This window comes from Fictibacillus norfolkensis, from assembly GCF_014836645.1.
Lineage (GTDB): Bacteria > Bacillota > Bacilli > Bacillales > Fictibacillaceae > Fictibacillus > Fictibacillus norfolkensis.
Window position 1 is genome coordinate 170,681 of sequence record NZ_JACSQM010000006.1, and the last position, 23,117, is coordinate 193,797.

Consider the following 23,117-nt stretch of genomic DNA (forward strand, 5'->3'; position numbering starts at 1 on the left):
ACAGTTGGTAACGGTTCAGGAATCGTATTTTTATTGTGAAGAGATCATTAAAGTTCATTCTAAAACCTTTTATAAAGCATTTTCATACTTACCAGAAGAAAAGCGACGTGCCGTTTGGGCCGTGTACTCATTTTGCAGAACGGTAGATGATATTGTAGATGAGGGAGATAGCCCCGAGAAAGAGCTAGCTGTCTTTAAGGCAGAGTTCAATCAGTTTCTTAACGGCAAAATTCCTGCAGCCGAGCCAATGTGGATCGCACTGCAGGATGTTTTTCAAAACTTTGAGATGGATCATCAAGCTTTTTTAGATATGGTTAAAGGACAAGAAATGGATCTGTATAAGACGCATTATGATACGGTGGAAGAATTAGAGTACTACTCGTATCATGTTGCTAGTACAGTTGGTTTGATGCTATTACCAATATTAGCTCCTGAACAAAAAGATCGGCTTCGCGAAGGAGCGATCGCACTTGGGATCGGCATGCAGTTTACGAATGTATTACGGGATATCGCAGAAGATTTAGATCGTGACAGAGTGTATGTTCCAGCGAAAGTGATGGCTGAACACAGCTATACAGAAGAAGATTTGAAAAAGGAAATCGTTGATGATCGCTTTATTGCGGCATGGGAGAGTATAGCGCTTCGTGCGGAAGTCTTTTATGCAAAATTTAATGAAACGCTAGAGCACTATCCGATCGAATCAAGAATGCCTGTCCAGCTAGCAGCGATCTATTACCGTGAGATTCTGAACAAGGTTCGTAAACAGAATTATAAAGTGTTTAGCGGAAGAGTGTTTGTATCAAGTGCTGAAAAAGGGGATCTGTTGAAGCAGATTGCTGTGAAATAGCCTGATACTTGTAAAAGAGCTGATAAACAGGTCGTTGCCTGTGTTGTCAGCTCTTTTTGAATTTCTAAGTTTCTGTTTTAGTTGGTCAAGTTCTGGGGAGAGGGGTATAGAGCAGTGTGTCAGGAGTCGAATAATGTCGACTCGCCGATATATGTGCAAAACTCGCCGTATTCTGGCCGAATCTCGCCGTATTAATTCAATAATTACTAGAATTATAGGTGAAATTTCTAGTAATAACGGGTTGCATACCCTAGATGGTATATCCATACAGCGGTTACAGGTGCAAAAACAGTTTACATTTAAGGAGCTAAATGGACAAAGACAGTTTAATTCATAGAAAAATACTCTTGAAAAGGAAAAACTTTAAACAATACTATAAAAACAGCACCATGTGTTCTTCATCGTGATACTGATCATCTACTTTAAGGGCTTTTTCTTCATATCCATATGTTTTGAAACCGAGTGAAGTGTAAAGGTTCTTTGCTTTTTCATTGTTAGCTTCAACTGTTAAGTTCAGTTTTTCAAGAACAGGTATACGTTTTGCATGTTCAATAACGGTTTTCATCAAAGAGCGACCGACACCTGCTTTACGGTTATTAGCGCTTACGTACATGGCATAAATGTTGCCGCGGTGCTGCATTTTTAAAGCTTTTTCCTGGACTAACGTTACATTGCCGATCAACTGATCTTCATCATACATGCCGAACGTATAGCTGCCTTCTTCTTGTAATCTGCTCGCTACTTCCTTTAGTGGATCTTTTCTTCTAATCGCTTCTTCATAGCTTGAAGCAAACGCTTCTGGATTTGATTTTAATGCTTCAAGTCGAAGCTCCCAATAAGCTTTTGCATCTTCAGGTTTTAAGAGACGGACTTCCATGCAATATCCCCCAATGTTTTTGAAAATTAGTGTACCACAAAATGGAAAGAGTATGAAAGATGAATTCAAAAACGAGCAAACGCTTCGGGCGTTTGCTCGTTTTCATTGATTTATGATAATTGTTTGGGGACTGACCCCTTCAGCAGTTCGCGGGCGACATTGCGGCCGCTCATGATGACCATCGGGGAGCCGCCTCCAGGATGGGTTGTACCTCCAGCGAAATACAAATTGCGGATGTCTTTAGAGCGATTAGAAGGGCGGAGGAACGTGTTCTTACGTTCATTCGCTGATATACCATATAATGCCCCTCGAAATGCTCCAAACTTAGCTTGTATGTCGTGAGGAGTTATCATCTTCTCATGCAGTATATGCGGCCTAATATGTAGACCGAACGACTCTAGACGGTCATATACTAAATCTCTGTATTGCTCATAATCATCGAGGCTTTTAGAAGAAGCAGCTCGTATATGTGGTGCATTTACCAATATGAACAGGTTGTCTCCGTCAGGGGAAACGGATGGATCGGTTACAGAAGAATTTGAAATATAGATGGTTGGATCATCGGGATATTCTCCGTTGAATAACGTTTCGAATTCTCGTTTGTAATCGCTCGAGAAATACACTTGATGATGCAACAGATTATCTAAGCGTTTGTTTAGTCCGACTAAAAGAACAAACGCAGAAATCGAAGGAGAGTAGCTCTCGACCTTTTTATTTTTCATAGATGGTCTGTAGCGTTCTTCTACGAGTTTAGGGTACGCTTCGAGCAGATCTCCATTCATCACGACAGCATCGAACTCTACTTCATCTCCATTTGAAAGGCTCAGAGATTTCGCTTCAGCGTTACTAACGTTAATTTTTTTCACTTCAACACCTAAATGCATATGTACCCCAAGCTTTTTTGCTAGGCGAACCATACTTTCAGCAATCTTTACGTTGCCGCCTTTTACGTAATATACGCCTTGAATCATCTCTAGATAAGCGATCAAAGAGAACGTAGCAGGTGCTTGAAAGGGGGATGACCCTATGTAAGTTGCATAGCGATTAAAGGTTTGCAGCAATAGCGGATGATTAAAATATTTACGATGAAAGCTGTCCATGGATTGCAGCGGTCTCACTTTCGTAAAAGCATTAAACAGTGAGGGAGAAAGATAATCTTTCATACTCGTAAAAGTCCTAGGGAAAAATTCTTTCTCTGCTAGATGATACAAACGAGTCACTTCTGCAAGATAATCTGAATATCGTTGTGCCGCATATGGGTCGAGTTCCTTTAATTGATTCATCACATGATCCACATCGGTCGACATCTCAAAAATTTCGCCATTGCTGCTAATATTACGAGTATGCGTATCTAATTTGATCCACTCAAAATAGTCTCTAGGATCCTCACCGGCATCCTGAAATACCCCGTCAAATATTTGAGGCATCGTAATGGTGTTCGGTCCGAAATCAAACGTGTGAGAACCTAAAGAAACAGGCATCAGCTTCCCGCCAAAATGTTCGTTTTTTTCATATATGTGCACTTCACAACCATTACTAGCAAGAGAGATACTTGCAGATAATCCGCCAAGGCCGCCGCCGACAATTGCTATTTTTCTCATTGATAAGAACGTCCTTTCCATTCGTAGCCTTGCTTTTTAAGTCCTTTCCACATCGATGCATTCACAAGCACGACCAAACCGATCGCAGATAACGGCATAGTGAAGGCAAGGTAAGCTTTTTGTCCCGTTAAGAGGTCGACATATGCTTTTTGGATGACCGTGATCAAATAGGGCAGCATCCATAGCAATTGCTCAGTGAGTATGCCATATATGAATAAAAACAAAGGTGCTATGTAAAATACGGTGTAAAAAAAAGATAAAAAAACAACGAGAAAGATGGAACGACCTAATCCAGGAAACAGGTTCTTTGTAAATCCGTTCCACACTTCTTTATTACTGTGATACATGAAACACGATACATATTTCGTTACGTTAGCGAGTACAACCTCATGACGCCCTCGCTTCATAGCTTTAGCCAAATCCACATCATCAACTAAAGAGTTTTTTATGCTAGCATGACCACCAATGGCGTGGTATTCCTTACTCTTAAACAACATGAATGCACCGTGTGCCGCTGTTGCTGGCGGCCATTTTGTAAAGTTTGCAAAAAGAAGCGGAAGATGAAATAAAATAACAAAGTGCTGCATCGGGACAATCAGTTTTTCAAAAAATAAAGTTACAGGAAAATTTGGGAACCCAGATAAAAGACTAGCTTTCCGCTTTTTCAATAGTGTCAGTGAAGTCTCGATCGTATTAGGATGGAGGCGAACGTCCGCATCGATAAATAAGAGATAATCACCTGTTGTACTTTGGCTAAGCTGGTGACAGGCATGAACTTTACCAGCCCAACCAGCAGGAAGCTTCCTTCCTTGTAGAACGGTAAAACGGCTGTCGCCATCTATGTGCTTCAACAAAGAGTTATATGTATCATCATCTGAATGATCATCTAAAATAGAAAAGGATATATGACGATACGACAGTTCTTTTAAGGTGGCAACCAGTCCAGCTACATTTTTTTCTTCATTGCGCATCGGTACAAAAACAGCAACCCTCTCTGTATGAGAAGCCCCTGGAGAGGGCTTTTTTAGAGAGGGTAAAAAGAAACTATTCATTATAGTAGCTGCTAAAAAAAGTAGGGCAGCTGTAATAAAAATGAGAACCATGAATATCACCTTTTTCCTGGGCTGTAAGCCATATCACTATTAACAGAGACTGATTGATTATTGTAGCGATATAAACTCAACAGGATGATACTAGCGAAAGACACACCGATTGACGCCAGATACAGCTCTGATGTTAATCCTAGTAAGACAAACATGCTCGTGACCATCAAAAACACAGCGATCGTGCGAAAATGCCAATAAGGATGCGGTGTTGTCTCCGTTTTTTTCGTTATATTCAATCCTGTTACTAAAGTGATATGAAAGAAGCTAGCCAAAAGAAACCAGCCAACAAAGTTTTGCAACGGTATTCCGTAATATATCCCTGAGCCATCCCAGAACCAGTAACCTTTAACAAGGTAAGCGACAGGATCGATTATCCCATCCATGACAACAGCGATCAGGCCACCTGTAACAACATAGAGTGGTACTTTTATAGCTGTTTGACCTTTAAATGGTTTAACGATTCCACCAGCGATCGCGTGAGAGACGGCTAAAATCATCACCCACGCGAATCCGATGGCAACTGGGACGCCTAACCATTGTAGACCGAGCTGGTCGCTATAATTATACTGACCAAAAATTAGACCGGTCTTGACGCCGATACTCTCTGCTACGATACTTCCGAACAGAACGAATAAAGTAAAGATAGCGCCAAAGTTACCGTACGTTCGATAAAAGTAAAATCCTCCAAGAACACCGCATGCGATTAAAAACACACTGTTTGCCCACTCAAGAGCCGGAGGGAGAATATCAAAAACAAGAAGTATTAATCCTACGCTGTACCAAAAGATAAAGAACCGAAAAAGTACTTTATCGATGGTTCCATGCTTCTGTGCTGGTTGCAATATTACCCGATCTCCTTTGAAACATTTTTTAAATCTTCTCCTATTAAATCAGCAGTCAGCTGTCCTGATAGAGTTACCATTGGAACGCCGCCGCCAGGGTGTGTAGAGCCGCCAACGAAATATAGATTTGTAAACTGATTGCTTCTGCTCGGAATCTTAAATCCGCCGTTCATCTTGCGGTCTGTTCGAATGCCGTAGATAGAGCCTCCGTTCGGTCCGTACAGTTCTTTTAAAGTGTCAGGTGTAAACGTGTATTCCCACTCCACGTGCTGGCGTAGGTCCTTAGCTCCCATGCGCTCAAGTTTGTTCAAGACAAGCTCACGATAGCTCTCAAGGTTGCTTTCCCACGTTTCGCCTTCTTTAAGGGGTGGTACATGCGTCAGGACGAACCAGTTATCCTTACCTTCAGGTGCTTGAGTTGGATCGGTTTTTGAAGAAATTCCCACATAAACGGTTGGGTCGTCTGCAAGAATACCAGTGTTAAAGATCTGATCGAATTCTCTTTCCTGACTTTGTGAGAAGAAGAAATTGTGATGCGCAAACTCATCGTACTTCTTATCAACTCCAAGCAATAAGACAAGACCTGAAACAGTAGGTTCGTATTTACTGAGATCTTCAGCCGCTTTTTTAGCCTGCGGATGATTTGAGAGAAGCGTCTTGTATGCTGGGATGGCTTCTAAGTTAGAAACAACGATATCTGCATACATCTCTTCGCCGTTCTCAAGTTTTACCCCTTTAGCCGTAGTACCTTCTGTTAAGATACCTACTACTTTTTGATTCGTTCGAACAACAACGTTATATTCGTTTAAAACACTTAAGATCGATTCAGCAATTTTGTACATTCCGCCTTCCACATAATAAATACCAAGGCCGAGCTGAACGTGTATCAGCTGAGAAAGAACAGCTGGTGCCTGATAAGGGGAGGAACCGATATACATGATGAAGAAATTAAATAGTTGTTGAAGGTGTTTGTCTTTAATGAACTTTTTCGTTGCTTGGTCCATTGATTTTACAGGATCCATTGCGAGAAGTTCTTTAAAGCTGTGAAGAGTGCGCAGATCGTTTAATCCAGTTAAACTTTTCTTATAGAAACTCTTCATGCTAAGTTCGTACATTTGGCTGCAATAATCTAGATATTTAAAGAATGAAGCAGCGTCTTGCGGATTTACTTTACTGATTTCTTTCAGCATCTCTGGCAGGTCACTCGTCACATCAATAACCGTGCCATCTTCAAAGAACGTTCTCCACTGTGGCTCGATACGCTGGATGTTTATGTAATCGTGGATATTCTTTCCTGCAGATTCAAACAGCTGTTCAAGCACCCATGGCATTGTTAAGATAGATGGCCCTGTATCAAAGGTATAGCCTTTTCCAGAACGCTGATTCAATTTGCCGCCGATACGTTCATTTTTTTCGAGTACAGTTACTTCGTGTCCATCAGCTGCTAATCGAAGAGCTGCTGATAGGCCGCCAAGTCCGCCGCCTACAACTAACACTTTTTTCTTCATCAAAATCCTCCTCGGTATTGGGAATGAAAGGTTAAGGTTGTTTCTTAGCTGTTGCTGTACGACTGTTCCTCTGTATTGTATAGTTTATGTACAACCATTGTAAAATTATTGAACGCTTTTTCAACATATTCATAAAGTCATTCTTTATTTTCAGTTCTTGACTGAATATAAAAACTCCTCTTTTTTTAAGAATTGTTTGAAAAAAGAATACAAAGCCCAAGCTGTAACTACAACTTTTTTCTAAAGGAGACAGTCGACATGCTTTCTACCATTTTGTATCTATCAATCATGTGGCTTTGTGGATGGTTCATGCTATGGCATATACGCACTCTAAGTTCTAAAGGTCCTCATGAACCACATTCTGTTTCAGTTATTATTCCCGCAAGGAATGAGGAAGCAAACTTAAAAAAATTATTGCCTACATTGAGCAACCAAAGTATGAAGCTTCATGAAGTAATTGTTGTTAACGATGATTCTGAGGATCGAACAGAAGAAGTCGCTCGTGAATTTGGTGTTACCGTTGTAAAGCCCGAACGTCTTCCAAGCGGTTGGCTAGGAAAACCATGGGCATGCTGGAATGGAGCAGAACATGCTACAGGCTCTTTATTGTTATTTTTAGATGCAGATCTAGAAATAGAGAAAGACGGAATTGAACGCTTGTGTGGTGAATGGGAAAGAAGCGGGGGATTGATTAGTGTTCAACCTTTTCATCAGATGAAGAGTGTTTCAGAGAAATTTTCTTCTCTATTTAACATGATCGTAATGGCCGCCATGCAATGTTTTACGCTATTCAATAAGAAACCTGCTGGTGCGTTTGGGCCGTGTCTTATGGTCGACCGAGAAACGTATACAGAGATAGGTGGTCATGAAGGGATTAGACATCAAGTTCTTGAACATATGGAAATGGGCAGAGTAGCTATGAAACAAGATGTAAACGTTACTTGTTTCTCAGGATACAATGCGGTTTATTTCAGAATGTATTCAGAAGGACTAACTGCACTATTTTTAGGATGGTGTAAAAGCTTCGCACTTGGTTCAGCGAAAACGCCACTCATGCCCTTAGTGTTGACAGTGGCATGGATTACAGGAGGAATAAGTCTAGCCATTCAGCTTCCTTTCTTGTTGGTTCAAGAATCTTACGAAGTTTTGATGTGGGGAGTCTTCTATCTGCTTTATGCGATTCAGATTAAGACCTTAATGAAGAAAATAGGAACGAATTCAATACTTTCAGTTCTATCACACCCGCTGCACTTCTTGTTTTTTTCTGTAGTGTACATCTGGTCTTTCATTTTGAGTATGATCAAAAAAGAAGTAAAGTGGAAAGGTAGAGAAATCTCGGTTTCTGAAAAAGGAGATGCGTAAATGCTGATTGAACTTTCTCCGTTTTGGACGGTAGTGATTAATATACTTGCCTGGCTCATCTTTCACTTAACTGTGGCTTATATCATTCATCGAATTCCTTTTTCTAACTTTACAAAAGAGAGCAGATGGGATTCAGCTTTTGGTTGGGAAAACAGTGGAGGATGGTATGAAAAAATAGGAATACGTAAGTGGAAAACCATACTGCCAGATGGTGGTGATTTTTATAGGGGAGGATTCGCGAAGAAAACACTAGAAGGAGATTCCCTAGAGTATTTATCCCGTTTTTTAGCAGAAACACGTCGTGCAGAACTAACACATTGGCTGTCTATGCCACCAGCTCTATTGTTTTTCTTGTGGAACCCTGTTTGGATCGGCAACATCATGATCGCGTATGCCGTTCTGTTTAATCTTCCTTTTATATTTATCCAGAGATATAACAGGTTCAGGCTGAATCGAATACTGGATCTCAAGAATAAGACACTAGAACGAAAGAGGAGGAAAATTGTTGGATATTTCGAAGGACCTTACGGAAAAGCGGAAAACTGAACATATTAGAATTAGTTTAAATGAAGACGTTGAAGGTAAGAACATTACGACGGGGCTTGAAAACTATCGATTCATACCTAACGCATTGCCCGAACTATCATTTGATGAAATTTCACTTTCAACCACATTATTAAATAAACAGATGCGGACACCTTTTTTGATTTCTTCCATGACAGGTGGAACAGAAACTGCCTATCAAATAAATCAACAGTTAGCGATGGCAGCTCAAGAAAAAGGATGGGCGCTCGGCCTAGGTTCAATGAGGGCTGCGGTTGAGAACGAGGATCTTGCTTATACGTTTCAGATTCGGAAGTATGCTTCTGATATTCCGATCATCGCAAATATTGGAGCGGTTCAGCTCAATTATGATTTTGGGATCGATCAGTGTAGACAGGCAGTTGAGATGGCTGAAGCAGATATGCTTGTACTCCACTTAAACACATTGCAAGAAGTGTTTCAGCCAGAAGGAGATACGAACTTTTCTCATTTGCTTTCTAAGATTGAAGAAATCGCAAATTCTCTCCATGTGCCAGTCGGTGTGAAAGAAGTAGGAATGGGAATTGACGAAAAAACGGCTGACCGCCTTACATCCGCAGGAATTCAATTTATTGATGTAGCTGGTGCAGGTGGAACGTCATGGATACAGGTAGAGAGCTATCGTTCAAACGACAGCATTCGAAAAGAAGCAGCGGAAGCTTTTCTAGACTGGGGACTGCCGACTGCTGAAAGCATCCTCGCGGTTAGGAAGAATAATTTTTCCACTCCATTGATTGCAAGTGGGGGGCTCAAAAACGGTGTTGATGCGGCAAAATCGATTGCTCTAGGTGCTAATCTTGCTGGCTTTGGTAGACTTCTTCTGCCATCAGCTGTAGAAAATGATGTTGAGGCGCTCCTCGTACAGATGGAACGAATCGAATTTGAGATGCGTGCGGCCATGTTTGGTATAGGTGCAGGTCGTATAGAAGAACTCGCACATTCAGATCGACTTCTTAAGAAGGTATAAAAAAAGCGCTCCTGTATTCAGGAACGCTTTTAGTTTACATTATTTTAGATCATCAAGTGTTTCTTCCATGTCATCAAATTGGTTTTGAACCTTTTTAGATGGATTTTTCGTTAATGAGCTCACAATAAGAATTGCGATTAAGCTTAAGAAGAATCCAGGAATCATCTCATACACTTGTTCTTTAAGGTCTGGGAACTGTACCCACGTAAGAACTGTAACAGCACCAACGATGATACCCGCTAAAGCACCCCACTTCGTCATCTTCTTCCAGAAGAGACTTAACAGAATAAGTGGTCCGAATGCCGAACCAAATCCTGCCCATGCATAACCTACAAGGCTAAGAATGGTATCACTAGGGTTCAATGACAACAATACAGCGATTACGGCTACAATAAGTACCGCAATACGGCCGATCATAACGAGTTCCTTCTGAGAAGCATCTTTCTTTAAGAATTGCTTATAAAAGTCTTCTGTTACAGAAGAGGATGTTACTAATAACTGAGAAGAGATCGTACTCATGATTGCAGCTAGAATCGCTGCTAATAAGAAACCAGTAATTAGCGGGTGGAACAACAGGTTCGCAAATTCGATAAATACTGTTTCAGGATCAGCAAGTTCTCTTCCTTCTCTTGCAAACCAAGCAACACCAATCAATCCTGTGAGAGATGCACCGATAAGAGACACAATCATCCAGCTCATACCGATTCTTCTTGCTGTTTTAATTTCTTTTACAGATGTGATCGCCATAAAACGAACAATGATATGAGGTTGTCCAAAGTAACCTAATCCCCAAGCTAAAAACGATATCAACCCAAGAGTGGTCAAACCTTTTGTTGCTTGAAGAAGCGAAGGGTCAACCCCGCGAACCGTATCAATAACTGTTTGCGTGTCACCGATATCTGTAAATGCAACGATGGGCACTAAGATCAATGCGACAAACATGATACACCCTTGAACAAAATCCGTCCAACTTACTGCAAGGAAACCACCAAATAGTGTATAAGCTACAACTACCCCAACCGTAATCAACATACCAGTTAGATAAGTTGTACCGAATGCACTTTCAAACAGCTTACCGCCAGATACAAGTCCAGCAGATGCGTAAAGTGTGAAGAAGATAATAATTACGAGTCCTGAAACGATACGTAGGATCTTTTGTGTATCGTTAAAACGATTTTCAAGATAATCAGGAATGGTAATGGAATCATCTGCGACTTCCGTATACGTACGAAGACGAGGTGCTACAAGAATGTAGTTTAGATAAGCACCGACAGCGAGTCCTACAGAGATCCAAATTGAACTGATCCCGTCAGTGAACATCGCACCTGGAATACCCATCATCATCCAACCACTCATATCTGATGCTCCGGCTGAAAGTGCAGTAACTGCAGGACCTAATCCTCTTCCACCCAACATGTAGTCATTTAAATCAGATGTTTTTTTGTAAGCCCAGTACCCGATATAAAGCATACCGGCCATGTAAATAACTAAAGAAATAATAACTCCTGTTTGCATGTAAAAATTTCTCTCCTTTTCTTTTTTCATGAAATGGGTCATGTTAGTTTGCTCAACGGATGACTTGTTTATGAAAAAGTTGGCAGGTTGTTTCTTAGAGCTTTTTATTTGCAAAAAGAGCTTGCGAGGAATAGCAGAAAAAAACTTGAAGTCAAAAGCGCGGTGAATAAACGCATTAAAAACTTGCCGGATTAATTGAGAACCCAGCATCAACTACAAGAAAAAAGCAAAGCCGATGTGTGAATTGAAAATAGGTGGCATCCGTTTTGAGCAAAAAACGTGCCCACTTCTTTTCAGAACATGTTTAACACTATAACAAAAATTCCAAAAAGAATGCAAATCATAACCGAAAGATGCTATTCTGACAGGGTTAAGCTACAATAGAATGCAAAGACATTAGCCTAAGGAATGATATGGTTTTGAGTATTTTATTAGTTGAAAATTTATATAAAACATATGGTGAAAAAACGCTGTTCGACGATATCACATTTTCGATCAGCGACAAGCAAAGAATCGGGCTCATCGGACCGAATGGCACAGGTAAGTCCTCATTATTGAAAGCAATAGCTGGGTTCGAGCCAGCCGAACGAGGAACACTATCACATGCAAATACTTTTCAGATCGAGTATGTGGCACAAGAACCTAAACTAGACGAAGAGTTATCCGTTTTAGATCAAATTTATTTCGGAGATTCTCTCATCATGAAGACGATGCGTGAATATGAACAAGCCTTACTTGATCTAGAATCTGATCCGTCAAACGAAAAGAAACTGAAGCGTTTGATGAACAGTCAGCAAAAGATGGATGAAAATGAGGCATGGGAAGCAAACACTATCGCAAAAACGGTGCTCACAAAGCTTGGTCTTCGTGACTTTTCTCGTCAAGTGAAGCATTTAAGCGGTGGGCAAAAGAAGCGTGTGGCGATCGCAAAAGCACTCATTCAACCTGCAGATCTGCTGATTTTGGATGAGCCTACAAACCATCTTGATAATGAAACGGTCGAATGGCTGGAAACGTTCTTAGGAAACTATAAAGGCGCCTTATTAATGGTTACCCATGACCGTTATTTCCTAAACCGCGTAACTAACAACATCTTTGAGCTCGATAATGGAAAACTTTATGTCTATGAGGGAAATTACGAAACGTACTTAGAGAAAAAGGCTGAACGTGAAGAAATCGCCCTTCAGAACGAAGATAAGCGACAAAACACACTTCGCCGTGAATTAGCGTGGTTACGCCGTGGTGCAAAAGCCCGAACTACAAAACAGAAAGCTAGAATTCAACGAGTTGAAACTTTGCAAGAAGAAACAGGTCCAGGAGTGAAAGGCTCTGTTGAGTTTGCGATCGGATCTCAACGACTTGGGAAAAAAGTGATCGAAGTTGAAGGGTTGAGTAAAAGTTTAGACGGAAAAGAGCTAGTTAAAGACCTGGATTATTTAATTGTTCCGGGTGAACGACTTGGGATCATCGGGCCGAACGGAAGCGGGAAGACTACTTTGTTAAATATGTTAGCAGGCAGAATGACTCCTGATTCAGGTTCCGTTGAAGTAGGGGAAACGGTTAAGATCGGCTACTACACACAAGATCATGAAGAGCTCGACGGCAACTTGCGCGTAGTCGATTATATTAAAGAAACGGCACAGGTCATCACAACAGTAGATGGCCAGACGATTACGGCTGAACAGATGCTCGAACGGTTCCTGTTTCCTCGCTATATGCAGTATACGTATATTCGCAAGTTATCTGGTGGAGAGAAACGCCGCTTGTACATGCTAAAAGTGTTAATGGAAGAGCCGAACGTGCTGTTTTTGGATGAGCCGACAAACGACCTGGACATTCAAACGCTAGGGATTTTAGAAGAGTATCTAGAAAACTTTCCTGGCGTAGTATTGACTGTTTCCCATGACCGCTACTTTTTAGACCGTGTAGTCGATCATCTTCTGGCATTTGAAGGGAATGCAAAAGTTGTAAGGTTTCAAGGCAGCTATTCGGACTATATGGACGAGAAGAAAGAACGTGATGAACGGGCCGCTGCGGTGAAGAAAGAGACTTCTTCTGTAGAAGTGACGGAACTTCCTACACAGCATCGGAAAGAAAAGAAGAAAAAGCTGTCATACAAAGATCAGCAAGATTGGGATACGATTGAAGAACGAATCATGAACTTAGAAGAGAAAAAAGAGCATTATGAAGCAGAAATTGTTGCCGCAGGAAGCGATTTTGGCAAAATCAGCGAGCTTATGGCTGAGCAGAAAAAAGTAGAGAACGAGCTTGAAGCCGCGATGGAGCGATGGGAAGAGCTCTCTCTGTTAGTGGAAGAGCTGAATAGTTGATTGGGTGGACACCTCTTGCGTTAGCAGGGGGTGTTTCTTTGTGGGGAGAGGCGGTTGCCGTTATTTGTCGAAAAGCCTATAAATGATGTTGATGGCCTATAAAATTACTTGAAGGACCATAAAATTTTTTTAAGGCCCATAAATAGAAATTTAGGGCCTATAAAAACAAATTTAGGGCCTATAAAAATATCTATTACTAAAAAAGGATTCTACACCATAGTTAGCGAATCAACTGTTCATGTCCAAGTATAAGAGGAAGTGATAAAGTGATTAAAAAAACTAGAACCAAACCGCTTAAACTATTAAAATTTGAAGTTTTATTAGAAAGAATTCTCCCAAGCCATTCTCAAATACAAAATATTGAAAGCAACTATAGAAAATACTTAGCAGGCTTTAGAGGAGAGTTAACGCTAGATTATTACCTTTCTGAACTACAAAAGGATAATTACCACATTTTCCACGATTTGCGAATCCCCAGATACGATAACAATCAACTTTTTTTCCAACTAGACGCATTAATTCTCCACCCAAGATTTTGTATCATAATTGAAGTTAAGAACTTAATAGGGAATTTATATTTTGATCATCAATATGATCAGATTGTGCGTACTAGAGAAGGGCTAGATGAAACTTTTCCAGACCCTGTAAATCAAGTTGGAATACAAAAGAAACATTTGTCTCATTGGCTATTTAGACACAAATGTCCTTTAATACCGATTCATACCCTAGTTGTAATCACGAATCCAAAATCTTATATTCGAATCTCCCCAAAGTACGGATCAAACGCACAAAAAATTATAAGAGGTAGGACCTTACCTAGCAAAATCAAAGAAATTGAAAAGTTAGAATCTGAAGTTATTCTTCAAAAGCGAGATATAAAAAGAATTTCTTCTCTGCTTTTAAAAGAACATACTTCGCATAATCCTGACATTCTAAAATTGTTCAATATTCATCGCAATGAAATTTTAACAGGTGTTTTTTGTCCGAACTGTACTCAAATCACATTAATTAGAATAAAACGAAACTGGTTGTGTACAAGGTGCTCCAAAACTTATATGGATGCTCATAAAAAAGCAATCATTGATTATGCACTTTTGTTTAGTCCTGTGGTCAAAAACAAAGATGTACGCTTGTTTCTCCACATGCAATCACAGTCATCCGTAAAAAAACTCCTCTATAGTATGAAACTGAAGCCGACTGGCTCAAGAAAAGCCGCAACCTATACCATCCCTTTACCAAAATAAACTCCCAAATAAAAAACCCCCATCCAAAGATGAGGGCTAGCCAACAGATTTACTTAAAACACCTTCGTCGTCCAGCTTTCACAGTTCCAGACGTCATTTGCAACTTCTTTATAAAATTCAGGTTCATGGGAAATCAACAGCACACTGCCTTTGAAAGCCTTCAAGGCACGCATTAACTCGTCTTTTGCTTCTACGTCTAAATGGTTTGTCGGCTCATCGAGAACCAGTACATTGTTTTCGTGGTTGATGAGTTTACAAAGACGAACCTTCGCTTTTTCTCCACCACTCAGCACTTCTACTTTACTCTCGATGTGCTTTGTCGTTAGACCACACTTCGCAAGAGCAGCACGGACTTCATGATGAGAGAAACCAGGGAATTCGCTCCAGATCTCATCGATACATGTATTATAGTTCGCTGACTTCACTTCTTGCTCGAAATAACCGATCTCTAGGTTTTCACCGCGCTCAACGGAACCTGAAACAGGCGTGATTTCACCAAGAATACTGCGAAGTAACGTTGTTTTACCTATACCGTTCGCACCGACTAAAGCAATTTTTTGACCACGTTCCATTCGAAGGTTCAATGGTTTAGAAAGTGGCTCGTCATATCCGATAACTAGGTCTTTCGTTTCAAAGATCAGCTTGCTTGGTGTGCGTGCTTCTTTAAAATTGAACTCTGGCTTTGGCTTTTCTTTAGCGAGTTCAATAACATCCATTTTATCGAGTTTCTTTTGTCGAGACATTGCCATGTTTCGAGTGGAAACACGTGCTTTATTACGTGCAACGAAATCCTTCAATCCTGCAATCTCTTGCTGTTGACGCTTAAATGCTGCCTCCAACTGAGATTTTTTCATCTCATGAACAGATTTGAAGTGATCGTAATCTCCTACATAACGGTTCAACTCTTGATTTTCCATGTGATAGATCAAGTTGATAACGCTGTTTAAGAATGGAATATCATGCGAGATCAAGATGAACGCATTTTCGTACTCCTGCAGATAACGCTTCAGCCACTCAATATGCTGCTCATCCAGATAGTTTGTCGGCTCATCCAGCAATAAAATCTCTGGTTTTTCTAATAAAAGCTTAGCAAGCAATACTTTCGTACGCTGTCCACCACTTAAATCATGTACGTCACGGTCTAAACCGATATCATCAAGACCAAGTCCACGCGCGATTTCTTCAACTTTAGCATCGATCACGTAAAAATCGTTGTTTGTTAATGTATCTTGAATGACACCAACATCTTCAAGCATCTTTTCAAGCTCTTCAGGTGTTGCTTCACCCATTTTTTCGTACATGCTGTTCATTTCGTTTTCCATGTCGAGCAAGTATTGAAACGCGCTCTTCAACACATCGCGGATCGACATGCCTTTTTGGAGAACCGTGTGCTGATCAAGATAGCCGACACGCACCTTTTTAGCCCACTCTACTTTACCTTCGTCAGGCTTTAATTTACCTGTAATAATATTCATAAACGTTGATTTACCTTCACCGTTTGCACCGATCAAACCGATGTGCTCACCTTTAAGCAGGCGGAAAGAAACATTATTAAATATGGCACGATCGCCGAAACCATGGCTTAAGCCTTGCACCGTTAAAATACTCATCTATATAACACCTTTTCTGTCAGTAATTTGTACCCTCTTGATTATAGTATTGAATGGGGAAGGAACTCAATAGGTGCATACGTAATCTTAAAAAAGAAAAAGCACCCATGGAAGATTTTCCAAGAGCGCCCGTAATTTTATCTATTCCTGTTCACCAGTTCGGTTCTTAAATGCTTCTTTTGTTACAAGGTTCACTGAATCTGTTTCATCCGACTTTTCAACCAGTCGATTTTGAAGGGTGTTATCAGGAAATCTTCCCGGATGACCTTGTTTTTTATGTCCGAACGATTTTCCGCGTGCCATATTTTTCACTCCTCATCTCTTTAAAGGTATTTTGCCCACATACACATGTATTTATGAATCATTTCATCACTGATATGACAAGCGTCGAGATTCAATTTGGTACCAAGTCATAAGAATTTGTTACAAAAACAAGCATATCTTAGTTTTAAGTTGAATATATCTGTATCACAACTAAATATTTCATCTGTGACTAAAGCATATACACACTAATGACGCGCTTACTTTGATTAAAAGCTTGTCTTTTTTTGTGTGAGGAGGTGGCAGCCAAAAACTTTCTACTGGTAATCCCTACTTGACAGATGGGTTTAATTGTATTAATTTAATTTAGTTAACTAAAGGGGGGCTTGTAGGTGACTACTGGTTTAGTTTTATCGAATATTGCTATTATGCTTATATTATTGGGTGTTTTGTATTACATGCAAAAAAAGCACGTTTCTTTCTCGAAGCGTGTTTTTACGGGGCTCGGTCTCGGGATTTTGTTCGGACTCGGACTTCAGTACGGATATGGAGCGGACTCTGAGGTCGCTGCTAAATCGACTGACTGGTTCAATCTAGTCGGCGGTGGTTATGTAACGTTCTTAAAAATGATCGTTGTACCACTCGTGTTTATTTCTATCCTTTCAGCGTTTACGCGTCTGAACTTAAAAGGAAACATTGGAAAACTTAGTGGATTGATCATAGGAATCTTAATAGGTACGACTGCAATTGCAGCGGTTGTCGGAATTGCAACTTCTACTGTTTTCGATCTCGAAGCGGTACAGATCGAGCAAGGAGATGCAGAGACGGCTCGTGGTGAGCAGATGGAAGGTACGTTTGCAGAGGTAAAAGATCTGACGCTTCCGCAACAGGTTCTCTCATTATTACCTGCTAACCCATTCTTAGATTTTACAGGAGCTCGACCGACTTCTACGATCGCTGTAGTTATCTTTGCTGCATTCCTAGGCGTGGCTTATCTTGGAGTCAAACGCAAGCAAGAGGAGCATGCAGAACTTTTTGCTAAAATTGTTGATGCGTTTTATGCGGTTATCATGCGAGTAGTAACGTTGATTCTTCGTCTAACTCCATATGGGGTTCTTGCGCTAATGACGAAAACAGTTGCACTAAGTGATATGGATGCAATCGCAAAGCTAGGTAAGTTCGTAATTGCTTCATATGTAGCTTTGCTGATCATGTTCGGCATTCACTTATTACTTTTAACATTTGCAGGTTTAAACCCGATTACTTATATGAAAAAATCTTTCCCGGTACTATCCTTTGCTTTCACTTCTCGTACGAGTGCAGGTGCACTTCCATTAAATATTCGTACGCAAAAGAGCATGGGTGTGCCTGACGGAATCGCAAACTTCTCAGGTTCATTCGGCCTTTCGATCGGACAAAACGGTTGTGCTGGAATCTATCCAGCGATGCTAGCCGTAATGATTGCTCCTACGGTCGGAATCGATCCATTGTCTCCATCATTCTTGTTGACATTGGTAGTAGTCGTAGCACTAAGTTCGTTCGGTGTAGCAGGTGTTGGTGGTGGAGCAACGTTCGCGGCGATACTTGTACTTTCCGCAATGGATCTTCCTATCGCTTTAGCAGGTCTATTGATCTCAGTTGAGCCATTGATCGACATGGGTCGTACCGCTGTTAACGTAAGTGGTTCGATGACATCAGGACTATTAACAAGTAAAGTTCAAAATCAGCTTGATACAAATGTTTACAATGACACAGAAAATCAAGTTGAAGTGAGTGCATAAACGTTTAAGGAATAACGATCTTGTCTTAAATAGACAAGGTCGTTTTTTATTTGAAAAATTTACATAGGCAGGTGTATGTTGGCTGTATTTAGGGTAAAAAGTAAAAACTGAACTTTTAAAAAGCTCAAGACTCTTTACCAATGAAAGAAGTCTCTTCCAAAATCGTGAACATTCTATGTCAAAACTGTGATAAAGTTGTGAGCTTTATTTGAAGTAATCGTGACATTTGTTGTGGATAGAGTCACATTTATTAGGATTCTGGTACTATGAAAGCAAAGGTTTTTGTCATTTGAATTTTTGCCTATGTTTTACATTGTGATTTAATTCACAATGCTCTATAATCACTCTTGGTTCGTTTTTTATTAGGCAAAAGTAAATGCTTGTAAATAGAGAAAGGAAGGTGGACCTGGTGATGCGACGGTTTAAGCCGTTTTTTACATTCGGGTTATTGATGGCCGTATTTATGCTTAGCGGCTGCAGCGATATGATTGTTTTAGATCCAAAAGGACCTGTAGGAGCAGAACAGAGGGATCTGATCATGTATTCCATCTGGTTTATGTTATTTATCCTAATAGTTGTTTACGCACTTACTGCTTTTATTGTTTATAAATATCGTGATCGCAAAAACCATAAAGGCTATGATCCTGATAATGAAGGAAGTCATCTTCTTGAAACGATTTGGTGGATTGTTCCTATCATCATCGTTATTGCATTAGCGATTCCAACGGTAAAGAGTATCTATTCTCTTGAAGGACCTCCTGAAAAGTCAAAAGATCAAAAGCCATTGGTGATCCATGCAACATCTGTAAACTGGAAATGGGTATTCTCTTATCCAGAGCAAGATATTGAAACAGTTAACTATCTTCATATACCTGAAGATCGACCTGTATTGTTCAAGCTGACTTCTGCCGATTCGATGGCATCGTTCTGGGTACCTCAATTAGGTGGTCAGAAATATGCGATGGCTGGCATGGAGACAGAGCTTTATCTGCAAGCTGACGAGCAAGGCACGTATGAAGGTCGTAACTCCAACTTTACAGGAGAAGGATTCACTAATCATACGTTTGATGTAATGGCTATGTCTGATGCAGAGTTTGAAAAATGGGCGAGTGAAACGAAAGCTGATGCTCCTGAACTTTCGAAGGGGCAGTATGACAAGCTGATGCTTCCTGGTCACGTAAAAGAAATGACTTTCTCTTCTACTCACTTAGATTGGGTAGACCATGCTACAAACGCCGAATACGCGTTAGATGCTCGCGACCGTTTAGGTTATGAAGAGAAGCTTCCTCACTCAAGAGCAGCGAAGGAAGAAAAGAAGAAGCGTGAAGAAGAGATGAAGAAGCTAGAAGAATCTGAATCAGAGTCTCATGGGGATTCTCATGCCCATTAACAGAGGAGGCATTTCAATATGAAATGGGATGAATTTTTCGTAACAGGCGACCCGATGATTTATGGTGCTGACGTATCCATCGTACTAACGATGGTGGGTATCCTGTTCTATCTTACTAAATATAAAAAGTGGAAATGGTTGTGGGACGAATGGCTTACAACAGTTGACCATAAAAAACTTGGTATCATGTATATCGTTTCCGCTGTATTAATGCTGTTCCGCGGTGGGGTAGATGCCCTCTTAATGCGTACACAGCTTGCAGTTCCAGAGGCTAAGTTCCTCGATTCGCAGCACTATAACGAAATCTTTACAACACACGGTACGATCATGATCATCTTCATGGCGATGCCGTTCTTGATTGGTTTGATTAACGTTGTTGTTCCATTACAAATTGGAGCACGTGACGTAGCTTATCCTTATTTAAACGCAGTTAGTTTCTGGACGTTCTTTATTGGTGCGATGTTGTTCAACATCTCATTTGTTATTGGTGGATCTCCATCAGCAGGTTGGACGAGTTACATGCCGCTTGCGAGTAACGAGCTCAGTCCAGGACCTGGACAGAACTATTATCTGCTCGGGCTGCAGATCGCAGGTATTGGTACGCTCTTAACGGGTATTAACTTCTTAGTTACAATCCTTAAGATGCGTGCACCGGGAATGACATTGTTCCGTATGCCGATGTTTACTTGGTCATCACTTGTAACAATGGTTATCATTATTTTCGCTTTCCCGATCCTTACTGTTGCACTGGCACTTATGACATTTGACCGTCTATTCGGCAGCCATTTCTTCACTCTGCAAGGAGCAGGAATGGATATGCTTTGGGCGAACCTTTTCTGGCTATGGGGTCACCCAGAGGTATATATCGTAATTCTACCGGCATTCGGTATGTTCTCAGAGATCATCTCTACGTTCTCTAGAAAAACGCTATTTGGTTACAAAGCCATGATCTGGTCTATGCTTTTAATCGCAGGATACAGTTTCTTGGTATGGGTCCATCACTTCTTTACGATGGGTTCAGGAGCACTTGTTAACTCTGTATTCTCCATCACAACGATGGCGATCGGTATTCCGACCGGCGTTAAGATCTTTAACTGGTTGTTTACCATGTACAGAGGTAAGATTCAATTTACGACGCCGATGCTTTGGTCACTCGGGTTTATAGTGAACTTCGTAATCGGTGGGGTTACGGGTGTCATGCTAGCCATGGCAGCTGCTGACTATCAGTACCACAACACATACTTCCTAGTATCTCACTTCCACTATGTGTTGATCGCGGGTACAGTATTTGCTTGTTTTGCTGGTTTAATCTACTGGTATCCGAAGATGTTTGGTTACAAACTGAACGAACGTATCGGTAAATGGGTATTCTGGGTATTCACAATTGGATTTAACGTATGTTTCTTCCCACAATACTTCCTTGGTCTAGACGGTATGCCTCGTCGTGTTTACACGTACAGCGAAGAGTCTGGCTGGGGTCCATTGAACATGGTATCTACGATCGGTGGATTCATGATGGGGATCGCGTTCTTAATCCTTGTTTACAACATGTACTACAGCTTCCGTTACGCGAAGCGTGAAACAACAGGAGATGCTTGGGATGGCCGTACTTTAGAATGGTCTACGCCTACAGCAATGCCTCCATTCTATAACTTTGCTAAGATTCCTGAAGTAACAGGTCTTGATCACTTCTGGAGACAGAAGCAGGCTGGAAAAGTTGAGAAGCTAAAAGCTGAAGATATTAAACCGATTCATATGCCAAGTAACTCTGGTGTTCCATTCATCATGGCATCCTTCTTCTTTGTTGCCGGATTCGGAATGGTATTCGATTGGATGTGGATGGCGATCGCTGGAATAATCGGTGTGTTTGGAACATTGTTCTATCGTTCATTTGAGTATGATGATGGTTATTATGTAAGTGTTGAAGAAGTAATCGAAACAGAAAAGATATCTAAATAAGGAGGCGTGAAAAAATGGCACATGCAGAAACACACGACCCCAACACGCCTTTAGAGTATCGTTCGGAGACTGGGCGTTTAAATATTCTCGGTTTCTGGATTTTCCTCGGGGCAGAAATTGCGTTGTTCGCGACATTATTTGCAACTTATATGGTTTTAGAACATCGTATCGCTGATGGTCCATCACCTGGTGAACTTTTTGAAGTAAAGAGTTTGTTAATCCAAACCTTCTTGCTCTTAACAAGTAGTTTTACCTGTGGACTTGCGGTTCATGAGATGCGCCGTCAAAATGTAAAAGGTTTGATCACGTGGATGGCCATAACTTTGGGTCTTGGTCTTGGATTCCTTTATTTTGAGATTGAAGAGTTCTTACACTTCATTCATGAAGGTGCTAACATCGGTACAAGTGCAGCATGGTCAGGATTCTTCGTTCTTGTCGGTACTCACGGTGCCCACGTAACGTTCGGTATCTTTTGGGTAACGATGGTCTTGATTCAAGTAGCTAAGCGCGGTCTAACGCCAGCTACATCTGCAAAAGTTTTCATCACCAGTCTATACTGGCACTTCTTAGACGTAGTGTGGATCTTTATCTTCACAGCCGTTTATCTGATGGGGATGGTGACGCATAATGGCTAATAAAACTGTAGCTAATGAACACCACGGCTTTCCGTGGAAACATTTAATCGGTTTTGTGTTATCCATCGTGCTAACACTATTCGCACTATGGATTGCGCTTGAAACAGATCTAGATCTATCGATGACTTGGATCTTAATTATCATTTTCGGTTTTGCGATTCTACAAGCTGCTCTTCAGCTCTTGATGTTCATGCACGTAACAGAGAACTCGACGAAGAGTAACTTAACGAGCCGTGTACAGATCGGTAACATCCTATTTGCAGCATTCGTTGCGATTGTTATCGTAATCGGTTCTGTTTGGGTCATGACAGCAGGTCACGCGAAGCACGATAAGCACCAGCACTCACCGAACACTGAAAACCACGAAGACCACGGTTCTCATGGTGGCGGCAGTGAGCATGATTCAGGTGATCACGGTGATCATGGGAATCATGAATAAGAATTAATAGTATGTTAAAGCCTCTTGCTAAGGATTATTTCTTTAGCAGGAGGCTTTTTTGTATTTATTGGTGGCCTTTACACGGATTGTATTAAGTAAACTGTGGATTTATGAGCGATTCGAGAGGTATGTGAGCGATTCGAGAGGTTTGTGAGCGATTCGAGAAGTTTATGAGCGATTCGAGAGGTTTATGAGCGATTCGAGAAGTTTATGAGCGATTCGAGAAGTTTGTGAGCGATTCGAGAAGTTTGTGAGCGATTC

At 40.9% G+C, this 23,117-nt stretch carries 19 protein-coding genes; 11 read left to right on the forward strand and 8 right to left on the reverse strand.

Annotated features, from left to right (window positions below):
• The first annotated feature begins 4 nt into the window (after positions 1-4).
• Complete coding sequence (locus H9648_RS14525; protein ID WP_191754517.1) at positions 5-847, forward strand: phytoene/squalene synthase family protein; 843 nt, start codon at positions 5-7, stop codon at positions 845-847.
• A 373-nt stretch (positions 848-1,220) separates the two neighbouring features.
• Here the strand turns inward: H9648_RS14525 and H9648_RS14530 are convergent, their stop codons facing one another.
• From H9648_RS14530 to H9648_RS14550, 5 genes are all read right to left on the reverse strand, one after another.
• Positions 1,221-1,724, reverse strand: a complete 504-nt coding sequence (locus H9648_RS14530; protein ID WP_191754518.1) for a GNAT family N-acetyltransferase — start codon at positions 1,722-1,724, stop codon at positions 1,221-1,223.
• A 110-nt stretch (positions 1,725-1,834) separates the two neighbouring features.
• Positions 1,835-3,325: a phytoene desaturase family protein gene (locus tag H9648_RS14535; protein ID WP_191754519.1), complete on the reverse strand. Its 1,491-nt coding sequence runs from the start codon at positions 3,323-3,325 to the stop codon at positions 1,835-1,837.
• Positions 3,322-4,428 carry a glycosyltransferase family 2 protein gene (locus tag H9648_RS14540; RefSeq protein WP_191754520.1) on the reverse strand — a complete coding sequence of 369 codons (1,107 nt, stop codon included), beginning with the start codon at positions 4,426-4,428 and terminating at the stop codon, positions 3,322-3,324. Before H9648_RS14540 ends, H9648_RS14535 begins: the two co-directional genes overlap by 4 nt.
• Before the next feature lie 5 nt (positions 4,429-4,433).
• A complete protein-coding gene (locus tag H9648_RS14545; protein WP_191754521.1) occupies positions 4,434-5,273 on the reverse strand; it encodes a carotenoid biosynthesis protein in 840 nt (279 codons plus the stop codon).
• Positions 5,274-5,275: 2 nt separating this feature from the next.
• Positions 5,276-6,781: a phytoene desaturase family protein gene (locus H9648_RS14550; protein ID WP_191754522.1), complete on the reverse strand. Its 1,506-nt coding sequence runs from the start codon at positions 6,779-6,781 to the stop codon at positions 5,276-5,278.
• A 258-nt stretch (positions 6,782-7,039) separates the two neighbouring features.
• Here H9648_RS14550 and H9648_RS14555 point away from each other — a divergent pair, with 258 nt between their 5' ends.
• From H9648_RS14555 to fni, 3 genes are read left to right on the forward strand one after another with little or no spacing between them, the layout of a single operon-like run.
• Positions 7,040-8,143 (forward strand): glycosyltransferase family 2 protein, encoded by a 1,104-nt coding sequence (locus tag H9648_RS14555; RefSeq protein WP_191754523.1) that lies wholly within the window; start codon positions 7,040-7,042, stop codon positions 8,141-8,143.
• Positions 8,144-8,689, forward strand: a complete 546-nt coding sequence (locus H9648_RS14560; RefSeq protein WP_191754524.1) for a glycosyl-4,4'-diaponeurosporenoate acyltransferase CrtO family protein — start codon at positions 8,144-8,146, stop codon at positions 8,687-8,689.
• Complete coding sequence (gene fni / locus H9648_RS14565) at positions 8,649-9,692, forward strand: type 2 isopentenyl-diphosphate Delta-isomerase (RefSeq protein WP_225218909.1); 1,044 nt, start codon at positions 8,649-8,651, stop codon at positions 9,690-9,692. The genes H9648_RS14560 and fni overlap by 41 nt, the downstream gene beginning before the upstream one ends.
• Positions 9,693-9,731: 39 nt before the next feature.
• Here fni and putP read toward each other — a convergent pair whose 3' ends face one another.
• The gene (putP, locus tag H9648_RS14570) at positions 9,732-11,207 is read right to left on the reverse strand and encodes a sodium/proline symporter PutP (protein WP_191754526.1); all 1,476 of its coding nucleotides are present in this window, start codon (positions 11,205-11,207) and stop codon (positions 9,732-9,734) included.
• Positions 11,208-11,626: 419 nt separating this feature from the next.
• Between putP and H9648_RS14575 the strand changes: the two genes are divergently transcribed.
• Positions 11,627-13,537, forward strand: a complete 1,911-nt coding sequence (locus tag H9648_RS14575; protein WP_191754527.1) for an ABC-F family ATP-binding cassette domain-containing protein — start codon at positions 11,627-11,629, stop codon at positions 13,535-13,537.
• 266 nt (positions 13,538-13,803) lie between these two features.
• Positions 13,804-14,781: a nuclease-related domain-containing protein gene (locus tag H9648_RS14580; protein WP_191754528.1), complete on the forward strand. Its 978-nt coding sequence runs from the start codon at positions 13,804-13,806 to the stop codon at positions 14,779-14,781.
• 53 nt (positions 14,782-14,834) lie between these two features.
• Here H9648_RS14580 and H9648_RS14585 read toward each other — a convergent pair whose 3' ends face one another.
• Positions 14,835-16,391 (reverse strand): ABC-F family ATP-binding cassette domain-containing protein, encoded by a 1,557-nt coding sequence (locus H9648_RS14585; RefSeq protein ID WP_191754529.1) that lies wholly within the window; start codon positions 16,389-16,391, stop codon positions 14,835-14,837.
• A 141-nt stretch (positions 16,392-16,532) separates the two neighbouring features.
• Positions 16,533-16,694, reverse strand: coding sequence for a hypothetical protein (locus H9648_RS14590; RefSeq protein WP_191754530.1), 162 nt, complete (start codon positions 16,692-16,694; stop codon positions 16,533-16,535).
• Between the two features lie 386 nt (positions 16,695-17,080).
• On the opposite strand from H9648_RS14590, the gene H9648_RS14595 reads away from it, so the two are divergent.
• The 5 genes from H9648_RS14595 (at position 17,081) to qoxD (ending at position 22,856) form a co-directional block, all read left to right on the forward strand.
• Complete coding sequence (locus H9648_RS14595) at positions 17,081-18,433, forward strand: L-cystine transporter (protein WP_186320657.1); 1,353 nt, start codon at positions 17,081-17,083, stop codon at positions 18,431-18,433.
• A gap of 409 nt (positions 18,434-18,842) precedes the next feature.
• On the forward strand, positions 18,843-19,823 hold the full coding sequence (gene qoxA, locus H9648_RS14600) for a cytochrome aa3 quinol oxidase subunit II (RefSeq protein ID WP_404825752.1): 981 nt from the start codon (positions 18,843-18,845) through the stop codon (positions 19,821-19,823).
• A gap of 18 nt (positions 19,824-19,841) precedes the next feature.
• Positions 19,842-21,782: a cytochrome aa3 quinol oxidase subunit I gene (qoxB, locus tag H9648_RS14605; RefSeq protein WP_191754532.1), complete on the forward strand. Its 1,941-nt coding sequence runs from the start codon at positions 19,842-19,844 to the stop codon at positions 21,780-21,782.
• A gap of 14 nt (positions 21,783-21,796) precedes the next feature.
• Positions 21,797-22,417 (forward strand): cytochrome aa3 quinol oxidase subunit III, encoded by a 621-nt coding sequence (gene qoxC, locus H9648_RS14610; RefSeq protein WP_191754533.1) that lies wholly within the window; start codon positions 21,797-21,799, stop codon positions 22,415-22,417.
• Positions 22,410-22,856: a cytochrome aa3 quinol oxidase subunit IV gene (gene qoxD / locus H9648_RS14615; protein ID WP_191754534.1), complete on the forward strand. Its 447-nt coding sequence runs from the start codon at positions 22,410-22,412 to the stop codon at positions 22,854-22,856. Before qoxC ends, qoxD begins: the two co-directional genes overlap by 8 nt.
• Positions 22,857-23,117: the final 261 nt, after the last annotated feature.

Bases quoted from the DNA above. Each gene is read 5' to 3' on its own strand.
- H9648_RS14555 (WP_191754523.1), top strand. From the start codon at position 7,040: ATGCTTTCTACCATTTTGTATCTATCAATCATGTGGCTTTGTGGATGG.
- putP (WP_191754526.1), bottom strand. From the start codon at position 11,207: ATGCAAACAGGAGTTATTATTTCTTTAGTTATTTACATGGCCGGTATG.
- qoxD (WP_191754534.1), top strand. From the start codon at position 22,410: ATGGCTAATAAAACTGTAGCTAATGAACACCACGGCTTTCCGTGGAAA.
- qoxB (WP_191754532.1), top strand. From the start codon at position 19,842: ATGAAATGGGATGAATTTTTCGTAACAGGCGACCCGATGATTTATGGT.
- H9648_RS14540 (WP_191754520.1), bottom strand. From the start codon at position 4,428: ATGGTTCTCATTTTTATTACAGCTGCCCTACTTTTTTTAGCAGCTACT.
- H9648_RS14560 (WP_191754524.1), top strand. From the start codon at position 8,144: ATGCTGATTGAACTTTCTCCGTTTTGGACGGTAGTGATTAATATACTT.
- H9648_RS14530 (WP_191754518.1), bottom strand. From the start codon at position 1,724: ATGGAAGTCCGTCTCTTAAAACCTGAAGATGCAAAAGCTTATTGGGAG.
- H9648_RS14550 (WP_191754522.1), bottom strand. From the start codon at position 6,781: ATGAAGAAAAAAGTGTTAGTTGTAGGCGGCGGACTTGGCGGCCTATCA.
- H9648_RS14595 (WP_186320657.1), top strand. From the start codon at position 17,081: ATGCTTATATTATTGGGTGTTTTGTATTACATGCAAAAAAAGCACGTT.
- H9648_RS14535 (WP_191754519.1), bottom strand. From the start codon at position 3,325: ATGAGAAAAATAGCAATTGTCGGCGGCGGCCTTGGCGGATTATCTGCA.
- H9648_RS14585 (WP_191754529.1), bottom strand. From the start codon at position 16,391: ATGAGTATTTTAACGGTGCAAGGCTTAAGCCATGGTTTCGGCGATCGT.
- H9648_RS14590 (WP_191754530.1), bottom strand. From the start codon at position 16,694: ATGGCACGCGGAAAATCGTTCGGACATAAAAAACAAGGTCATCCGGGA.
- qoxC (WP_191754533.1), top strand. From the start codon at position 21,797: ATGGCACATGCAGAAACACACGACCCCAACACGCCTTTAGAGTATCGT.